The organism is Pseudomonas sp. Sample_11 (genome assembly GCF_004307505.1).
GTDB lineage: Bacteria > Pseudomonadota > Gammaproteobacteria > Pseudomonadales > Pseudomonadaceae > Aquipseudomonas > Aquipseudomonas atacamensis.
The window spans coordinates 125846-134374 of sequence record NZ_RCOD01000041.1 but is presented as its reverse complement, the minus strand read 5'-3'; the positions used below and the strand labels follow the sequence as shown (position 1 = coordinate 134374).

At 60.2% G+C, this 8529-nt stretch carries 9 protein-coding genes; 5 read left to right on the top strand and 4 right to left on the bottom strand.

Annotation, left to right across the window (positions count from 1 at the left end; translation table 11 throughout):
* Positions 1-260: DEAD/DEAH box helicase (locus D8U60_RS11035; protein ID WP_130900124.1), on the bottom strand; the 260-nt coding region annotated here is incomplete at its 3' end.
* 167 nt (positions 261-427) lie between these two features.
* Between D8U60_RS11035 and D8U60_RS11030 the strand changes: the two genes are divergently transcribed.
* Positions 428-1726, top strand: coding sequence for a mechanosensitive ion channel family protein (locus tag D8U60_RS11030; protein ID WP_056783642.1), 1299 nt, complete (start codon positions 428-430; stop codon positions 1724-1726).
* 104 nt (positions 1727-1830) lie between these two features.
* On the opposite strand, the gene D8U60_RS11025 is transcribed toward D8U60_RS11030, so the two are convergent.
* The 3 genes from D8U60_RS11025 to D8U60_RS11015 form a co-directional block, all read right to left on the bottom strand.
* Positions 1831-2688 (bottom strand): carboxylate/amino acid/amine transporter, encoded by an 858-nt coding sequence (locus D8U60_RS11025; protein WP_071174710.1) that lies wholly within the window; start codon positions 2686-2688, stop codon positions 1831-1833.
* 328 nt (positions 2689-3016) lie between these two features.
* Entirely contained in the window at positions 3017-3616 is a 600-nt protein-coding gene (locus D8U60_RS11020) for an FMN-dependent NADH-azoreductase (protein ID WP_130900123.1), read from the bottom strand.
* A gap of 232 nt (positions 3617-3848) precedes the next feature.
* The gene (locus tag D8U60_RS11015) at positions 3849-4163 is read right to left on the bottom strand and encodes a hypothetical protein (RefSeq protein ID WP_016771198.1); all 315 of its coding nucleotides are present in this window, start codon (positions 4161-4163) and stop codon (positions 3849-3851) included.
* A gap of 49 nt (positions 4164-4212) precedes the next feature.
* Between D8U60_RS11015 and D8U60_RS11010 the strand changes: the two genes are divergently transcribed.
* The 4 genes from D8U60_RS11010 (at position 4213) to D8U60_RS10995 (ending at position 8443) form a co-directional block, all read left to right on the top strand.
* A complete protein-coding gene (locus D8U60_RS11010; protein ID WP_016771199.1) occupies positions 4213-5136 on the top strand; it encodes a LysR family transcriptional regulator in 924 nt (307 codons plus the stop codon).
* A gap of 14 nt (positions 5137-5150) precedes the next feature.
* A complete protein-coding gene (locus tag D8U60_RS11005; RefSeq protein ID WP_130900122.1) occupies positions 5151-5954 on the top strand; it encodes an alpha/beta hydrolase in 804 nt (267 codons plus the stop codon).
* A gap of 3 nt (positions 5955-5957) precedes the next feature.
* Complete coding sequence (locus D8U60_RS11000) at positions 5958-6521, top strand: peptidylprolyl isomerase (protein ID WP_016771201.1); 564 nt, start codon at positions 5958-5960, stop codon at positions 6519-6521.
* An 89-nt stretch (positions 6522-6610) separates the two neighbouring features.
* The gene (locus D8U60_RS10995; RefSeq protein ID WP_130900121.1) at positions 6611-8443 is read left to right on the top strand and encodes an ABC transporter ATP-binding protein; all 1833 of its coding nucleotides are present in this window, start codon (positions 6611-6613) and stop codon (positions 8441-8443) included.
* Positions 8444-8529 lie beyond the last annotated feature (86 nt).

The window sequence follows — 8529 nt, the reverse complement described above, 5'->3', positions numbered from 1 at the left end:
GGCAGCAGGATCAGCGTCTTGATGCTGACGCGGATCTTCGCCGGGCCGATCAGGCGATTGAGGATCGGCAGGACGAAAGCGGCGGTTTTGCCGCTACCGGTTTGCGCCGTCACCCGCAGATCACGCCCCTGGAGCGCCAGCGGAATGGCCGCGGCTTGCACTGGCGTTGGCTCGACAAATTTCAGCTCGGCCACGGCTTTGAGCAGGCGTTCGTGCAGGGCGAATTGGGAAAACACGGGTGCTACCTCGAAGATATGCAAAAAAACAGCTGCATAGGTTACCGGTTTCGAGCGCTCAGGCCGAGTTTCTTTGTGCAAACGCCGACAATCAGTGGTTTTTTTGTTGCCCGATTTGTCACTCGCTGCAATACACAGCGTCTTAAATGCTCTAATCGGCCCTCGCGTCTTACAGAAGAAACGTTTCGCTTATGGATATCAAACAGCTCTGGCTCAAAGCCCAAGGCCTCTGGGGCACGCTCGAAGAGCACCCACTTCTGCAATCGGGACTGGCGCTGCTGGTGCTGCTGGTCATTGCGCTGGTGCTAGGACGGGTGGCGCGTTACCTGATCCTGCACGCCAGCCGCATGCTCGGCCGCCAACCGGCGCTGCACTGGATCAACGATTTTCGCCACAACAAGGTGTTTCAACGACTGGCGCAGATGACGCCGTCGCTGGTGATCCAGTTCGGCCTGCACCTGGTGCCGGAGCTGAGCAAAACCGCGATGAATTTTCTCGGCAACGTCGCCCTGGCGTTCACCATCCTGTTCCTGCTGCTGGCGGTCAGCGCCCTGCTCAACGCCCTGCTCGACATCTACGCGCGCACCGAGCATGCGCGTACACGCTCGATCAAAGGCTACGTCCAGCTAGCGAAAATGGTTTTGTACGTGTTCGGCGCGATCATCATCGTCGCCACCCTGATCGACCGCTCGCCGCTGTTGCTGCTGTCGGGTCTGGGTGCGATGTCGGCGGTGATTCTGTTGGTCTACAAGGACACGCTGCTGTCGTTCGTCGCCAGCGTGCAGCTGACCAGCAACGACATGCTGCGCGTCGGCGACTGGATCGAAATGCCACAAGTCGGCGCCGATGGCGACGTGGTCGACATCACGTTGCACACCGTCAAAGTGCAGAATTTCGACAAAACCATCGTCTCGATCCCGACCTGGCGGCTGATGTCCGAGTCGTTCAAGAACTGGCGCGGCATGCAGCAGTCCGGCGGTCGGCGGATCAAACGCAGCCTGTTCATCGATGCCAGCGGCGTGCGCTTCATCCGCGACGACGAGGAAGAAAAGCTCTCCCAGGTGCACCTGCTGACCGACTATATGGGCCGCAAGAAGGCCGAGCTCAAGGCCTGGAACGAAGCGCAGGGCAATGTCGCGGCCATGTCAGCCAACCGCCGGCGCATGACCAACATCGGCACCTTCCGCGCCTATGCGCTGGCGTATCTGAAGAGTCACCCGGAAATTCAGCCGAACATGACCTGCATGGTCCGGCAGATGCAGACCACCGCGCAGGGCATTCCGCTGGAAATCTACTGCTTCACCCGCACCACGGTGTGGGCCGATTACGAGCGGATTCAGGGGGATATTTTCGATTACCTGCTGGCGGTGTTGCCGGAGTTCGGGCTGAGCCTGTATCAACAGCCGAGTGGCGGGGATTTGCGCGCAGGCTTGCTGCCGGCGGTGTTGGGCTCGGCGAGTATTCCGGAGCCGGAAAAACACCTGATGTAACCCACAAATCACATGTAGGAGCTGCCGAAGGCTCGGGCCGCGTTCGGACGATCTTTTGACTTTTAAGATCAAAAGATCGCAGCCTTCGGCAGCTCCTACACGGGTTACGCAGTGCGTTTAATGCCCAACCGGCTGATCCACACCGCTGCCAGAATCACACCCCCGCCAAGGAACAATCTCCCCAGTTCCTCATGCTGATTCCAGATCAGCAGATTCAACAACAATCCCACCGGCACATGCAGGTTGTTCATCACCGCCAGGGTGCCGCCGTTGACCATGCACGCGCCCTTGTTCCACCAGTACAGACCCAGCGCCGTCGACACCAGTCCGAGAAACAGCAACACCGCCCATTGCAGCGGTGCTTCCGGCAGGAAGTTCGACTTGCCGAACAACAGGAACGCCGGCAGCACCACCGCCAGTGCGCCCAGGTAGAAATAACCGAAGCGGCGGTAATGCGGCAGATCGCTCGGATGCTTCGCCACCAGATGCTTGTACAACACTTGCCCGGCGGCATAAGTGAAGTTGGCCAGTTGCAGCAGCAGAAAGCCCATGAAAAAGTCGGGACTGATGCTGTCGAAGCGAATCACCGCCGCACCGCCCACGGCCACCAGCGCAGCAACCAATGCCCACGGGTTGAAGCGGCGGTTCAGCGCGTCTTCGATCAACGTCACGTGCAGCGGCGTGAGAATGGTGAACAGCAACACCTCCGGCACCGTCAGCACGCGGAAGCTCAGGTATAGGCAGACGTAAGTCACACCGAACTGCAACGCGCCGATCAGCAACATGCCACGCATGAACGCCGGCTCCACCGAACGCCAGCGCGTCAACGGTATAAACACCAGCCCCGCCAGCACCACACGCACCAGCACCGCGAAGTAACTGTCGACATGCCCGGCCAGGTATTCGCCGATCAGACTGAAGGAAAACGCCTGGATCAGCGTCACAAAAAGTAGATAGCCCATGCTCGCCTCGAAAATCGAATGGCGGCGACGATAGCGGTTTTTACTTTCTGGAACCAACACAAATCCCCATGTAGGAGCTGCCGCAGGCTGCGATCTTTTGATCTTGTTTTTTTAAAATCAAAAGATCGCAGCCTGCGGCAGCTCCTACAGAGGGATTGTTTGAAGCAGAAAATATCGCAGACAAAAAAAAGCCCGATCTCGCTAAAGCGTTCAATCGGGCTACAGCACTCAGGAGCAGAAGTGCAAAGGGAGGTTCGATGCGCGTGGAACCTTGAAGGGGTTGCGCCAGGTCACTAGACCATCCAGCGATTATCTGGCGATTAACCGATCAAGCGACCTGAGACAGTTTGGCGTTGGCCTGATTCAGGCCCTTCTCCTGGAGGTCACCGCCCAGGTTCATGCCCTCGGCATGGATAAAGGTCACGTCGTTGATCCCGATGAAACCCATCACCTGCCGCAGGTACGGTTCCTGATGATCCGCAGGACCACCGGCATACACACCACCGCGAGCAGTCAGGACAAAGGCGCGCTTGCCGTTGAGCAGACCTTGCGGACCGGTTTCGGTGTACTTGAAGGTCACCCCGGCGCGCAGCACATGGTCAAGCCAGGCCTTGAGCGTGCTCGGGATCGCAAAGTTGTACATCGGTGCCGCCAGCACCAGCACGTCGGCGGCAAGCAGCTCATCAGTCAATAGGTTGGAGCGGTCCAGCGACGCCTGTTCGCTGTCGTTGCGCTGTTCGGCGGGCTTCATCCAGCCACCGAGCAAGTTGGCGTCCAGATGCGGCACCGGGTTCGCGGCGAGGTCACGAACGGTGATCTGATCGGCAGGGTGCGCGGCTTTCCACTGAGCGATGAAGGTCTGGGTCAGTTGACGGGAAACCGAGTCTTGCTGGCGGGCACTGCTTTCGATGATCAGAACGCGGGACATGGTGTGTAGCCTCCATCCGAGATTGTTGTAAGTCGATGGAGTGAAGGTTAAACAGAGTCGAATCGATGAAAAAGCGCAAATATCCGCTGTAATCCATCGATAAATTCGTTTATAAGCTAAATCCATATCCCCTGTGGGAGCGAGTCTGCTCGCGAAAGCGGAATGTCAGTCACATCATCTCTGGATGACACTCCGTCTTCGCGAGCAGGCTCGCTCCCACAGGGAAATAGCGTTATTTCGGGGTGCAGGTCAGTTTGATGCGCAGCTTGATGATCTCGCGGGTGAACTTGGCCGTAGCGTTTTTATGCTTGCCCGCCGGCACATCGATGCTGCGCGTGCGTGGTGCTTCCGGGCCGTTGCTGAACACCGCACGGCAGGTCGCATCGACGTCACCGTAATTGGCCACGCGGATCGAGCCGATGTCGTTGTCCGTGTCGTAAGTCTCGTAATCGATCTTCATGCCGTTGAGATCCTTTTGCACGTCGATCGGATAGGCAAACGCGGTCAACGGCAGTAGCGCCAGCACCACACAACAGAATTTTTTCATTCGGCAGTCTCCATGAGGGACGGCCAGCTTAGGACAAGAGGAGCTATTGATGAAAGCGCCCCGCGTGACCCTTGATCAATGGCGAACGTTGCAGGCCGTGGTCGACCACGGCGGATTCGCCCAGGCCGCCGAGGCCCTGCACCGTTCGCAATCGTCGGTCAGCTACACCGTCGCCCGCATGCAGGATCAGCTCGGCGTGCCGTTGCTGCGCATCGACGGGCGCAAAGCTGTGCTCACCGAAGCCGGCGGCGTTTTGCTGCGCCGTTCGCGGCAATTGGTCAAACAGGCCAGCCAACTCGAAGACCTCGCCCATCACATGGAGCAAGGCTGGGAAGCGGAAGTGCGGCTGGTGGTCGATGCGGCCTACCCGAGCGCGCGGATCGTCCGCGCCCTGACCGCGTTCATGCCGCAGAGTCGCGGCTGCCGCGTGCGTCTGCGCGAGGAAGTGTTGTCGGGCGTCGAGGAAGTGCTGCTCGAAGGCGTGGCGGATCTGGCCATCACCGGCCTGAGCATTCCGGGCTACCTGGGTGCGGAATTGAGCGATGTCGAGTTCGTCGCCGTTGCCCACCCTGATCACCCGCTGCATCGGCTCAACCGCGAGCTGAGCTTTCAGGATCTGGAAACCCAGATGCAAGTGGTGATCCGCGACTCCGGCCGCCAGCAGCCGCGCGATGTCGGCTGGCTCGGCGCCGAGCAGCGCTGGACCGTCGGCAGCCTCGCCACCGCCGCGACCTTTGTCAGCAGCGGCCTGGGCTTTGCCTGGCTACCGCGGCACATGATCGACCGGGAATTGAAGGATGGTTCGCTCAAGCTGCTACCGTTGGACCGAGGCGGCAGCCGCAATTCGAGTTTCTATCTGTATTCGAACAAGGACAAACCCTTGGGCCCGGCCACGCAAATCCTCATCGAACTGCTGCGCACCTTCGACACCTTGCCGCTGGACGCACCGTTCGCCGCCCCCGAACAAGCCTGACACGGAGTTCACCGATGGCGTATTTCGAGCACGAAGGTTGCAACCTGCACTACGAGGAATATGGCCACGGTGCGCCATTGCTGCTGGTTCACGGGCTCGGCTCGAGCACCCTGGACTGGGAAATGCAGATCCCCGCGCTGGCCGCGCACTACCGGGTGATCGTCCCGGACATTCGCGGCCACGGGCGCTCGGACAAACCCCGCGAGCACTACAGCATCGCCGGGTTCAGCGCGGATCTGCTGGCCTTGATCGAACACCTGCGCCTCAGTCCGGTGCACTACGTCGGGCTGTCGATGGGCGGGATGATCGGTTTTCAGCTGGCTGTCGATCAGCCGCAAGCGCTCAAGAGCCTGACCATCGTCAACAGCGCGCCACAGGTCAAATTGCGCACCCGCGACGACTACTGGCAGTGGTTCAAACGCTGGAGCCTGATGCGCCTGCTCAGCCTGGAAACCATCGGCAAAGCCCTCGGCAGCAAACTTTTCCCCAAGCCGGAACAGGCCGATCTGCGACGGAAAATGGCCGAACGCTGGGCAAAAAACGACAAACGTGCTTATCTCGCCAGCTTCGATGCGATCGTGGGCTGGGGCGTTCAGGAACGACTTTCCCGGGTGTCCTGTCCAACGCTCGTCATCAGCGCCGATCGTGACTACACACCGGTGGCGTTAAAGGAAACCTATGTAAAACTGCTGCCGGATGCGCGGCTGGTGGTCATTGACGACTCGCGCCATGCCACCCCGCTCGATCAACCCGAACGCTTCAATCACACGCTGCTGGATTTTCTCGCCACAGCCGACCTTCACTCTCAGGATCACTGACCCATGCTGAAAAAACTCGCCCTCGCCGCCGGCTCCGTACTGTTTGCCGCCAACCTGATGGCTGCTACCCCGGCCAAGGCGCCCCACGTGCTGCTGGACACCACCAACGGCCAGATCGAAATCGAACTGGACCCGGTCAAGGCACCGATCAGCACGAAGAACTTCCTTGAATACGTCGACAGCGGCTTCTACAACAACACCATTTTCCACCGCGTGATCCCGGGTTTCATGGCTCAGGGCGGCGGCTTCACCCAGCAGATGCAACAGAAAGAAACCAAGGCGCCGATCAAGAACGAAGCCAGCAATGGCCTGCACAACGTTCGCGGCACCCTGTCGATGGCGCGTACTTCCAACCCTGATTCGGCGACCAGCCAGTTCTTCATCAACGTTGCCGACAACGCATTCCTCGACCCGGGTCGCGACGCCGGTTACGCGGTGTTCGCCAAAGTGGTCAAGGGCATGGACGTCGTGGACATCATCGTCAACTCGCAGACCACCACCAAACAAGGCATGCAGAACGTGCCTGTCGACCCTGTGATCATCAAGTCGGCCAAGCGCATCGACTGAGTTTCGCCGGGCATATCGAGCGGCGTGGGGGCTGAGCCTGCGCCGCTCGCACTGATAAAAGGAGAGCCCGGATTCCGGGCGGTTATCTGATGCTCTATCGCCGTTTCGAACAACTGATCGATATCTTCCGCGACGCCCCGACGGCGTCCCCGCCGGACCGCGTCTGGCCCTTCTACGTCTATTACCTGAAGCAGGTCTGGCCGAGTTTCGCTGCCCTGCTCGTCATCGGCCTGTTTGCCTCGTTGATCGAAGTAGCGTTGTTCAGCTACCTGAGCCGCATCATCGATCTGGCGCAAGGCACGCCCAACCCGAATTTCTTCAGCGACCACGCCCTCGAATTGACCTGGATGCTGGTGGTCGCTCTGGTGCTGCGACCGATCTTCTTTGCCCTGCACGACCTGCTGGTGCATCAGACCCTGAGCCCGGGCATGACCAGCATGATCCGCTGGCAGAACCACAGCTACGTGCTCAAGCAGAGCCTGAATTTCTTCCAGAACGACTTCGCCGGGCGCATCGCCCAGCGCATCATGCAGACCGGCAACTCGCTGCGCGATTCTGCCGTGCAAGCGGTCGACGCGCTGTGGCACGTGGTGATCTATGCGATCAGCTCGCTGGTGCTGTTCGCCGAGGCCGACTGGCGCCTGATGATCCCGTTGCTGACCTGGATCGTCGCTTACATCGGCGCGCTGTATTACTTCGTGCCACGGGTGAAGGAGCGCTCGGTGGAAGCCTCTGACGCGCGCTCGAAACTGATGGGGCGCATCGTCGATGGCTACACCAACATCGCCACGCTGAAATTGTTTGCCCACACCAACTTCGAACAGCACTACGCCAAGGAAGCCATCGAAGAACAGACCGTCAAAGCGCAAATGGCCGGTCGCGTGGTGACCAGCATGGACGTGGCGATCACTACCATGAACGGCCTGCTGATCGTCGGCACCACCGCGCTGGCGTTGTGGCTGTGGACGCAGTCGCTGATCAGCGTCGGCGCGATTGCCCTGGCCACCGGCCTGGTGATTCGTATCGTCAACATGTCCGGCTGGATCATGTGGGTGGTCACCGGCATTTTCGAAAACATCGGCATGGTCCAGGACGGTCTGCGCACCATCTCGCAACCGGTCAGCGTCACCGACCGCGAGCAGGCCAAACCGCTGGCCGTGGCCTCGGGCGAAGTGCGTTTCGAGCACGTGGATTTTCACTACGGCAAGAAGAGAGGCATCATCGGCGACCTCAATCTGACAATAAAACCGGGGGAGAAAATCGGCTTGATCGGCCCGTCCGGCGCCGGCAAATCGACCCTGGTCAACCTGTTGCTGCGCCTGTATGACGTCGAGGGCGGGCGCATCCTGATCGATGGGCAGAACATTGCCGAAGTCGGCCAGGAAAGCCTGCGCGCGCGGATCGGCATGATCACGCAGGACACCTCGCTGCTGCACCGTTCGATCCGCGACAACTTGCTCTACGGCAAACCGGATGCGACCGATGCCGAGCTGTGGGAGGCCGTGCACAAGGCTCGCGCCGATGAGTTCATTCCACTGCTGTCCGACGCTGAAGGCCGCAGCGGTTTCGATGCGCATGTCGGCGAGCGCGGGGTGAAATTGTCGGGCGGTCAGCGCCAGCGCATCGCGATTGCGCGGGTGCTGCTCAAGGACGCGCCGATCCTGATCATGGACGAAGCGACCTCGGCACTGGATTCGGAAGTCGAAGCAGCGATTCAGGAAAGCCTCGAGACCTTGATGCAGGGCAAAACCGTGATCGCCATCGCCCACCGTCTCTCGACCATCGCGCGCATGGACCGTCTGGTGGTGCTGGAAAACGGCAAGATCGCCGAGAGCGGTACCCACGCCGAACTGCTCGCCCATCGTGGTCTGTATGCGCGGTTGTGGGCGCACCAGACCGGAGGCTTTGTCGGCATCGACTGATCGCGCGATATGATCGTTCCCACGCTCCGCGTGGGAATGCCTCAAGGGACGCTCCGCGTCCAGTGACGCGGAGCGTCACGGCCTGC

What these genes read in the sequence shown, in the direction of transcription:
- D8U60_RS11030 (WP_056783642.1), top strand. Translation starts at nt 428, where the DNA reads ATGGATATCAAACAGCTCTGGCTCAAAGCCCAAGGCCTCTGGGGCACG.
- D8U60_RS11025 (WP_071174710.1), bottom strand. Translation starts at nt 2,688, where the DNA reads ATGGGCTATCTACTTTTTGTGACGCTGATCCAGGCGTTTTCCTTCAGT.
- D8U60_RS11020 (WP_130900123.1), bottom strand. Translation starts at nt 3,616, where the DNA reads ATGTCCCGCGTTCTGATCATCGAAAGCAGTGCCCGCCAGCAAGACTCG.
- D8U60_RS11015 (WP_016771198.1), bottom strand. Translation starts at nt 4,163, where the DNA reads ATGAAAAAATTCTGTTGTGTGGTGCTGGCGCTACTGCCGTTGACCGCG.
- D8U60_RS11010 (WP_016771199.1), top strand. Translation starts at nt 4,213, where the DNA reads ATGAAAGCGCCCCGCGTGACCCTTGATCAATGGCGAACGTTGCAGGCC.
- D8U60_RS11005 (WP_130900122.1), top strand. Translation starts at nt 5,151, where the DNA reads ATGGCGTATTTCGAGCACGAAGGTTGCAACCTGCACTACGAGGAATAT.
- D8U60_RS11000 (WP_016771201.1), top strand. Translation starts at nt 5,958, where the DNA reads ATGCTGAAAAAACTCGCCCTCGCCGCCGGCTCCGTACTGTTTGCCGCC.
- D8U60_RS10995 (WP_130900121.1), top strand. Translation starts at nt 6,611, where the DNA reads ATGCTCTATCGCCGTTTCGAACAACTGATCGATATCTTCCGCGACGCC.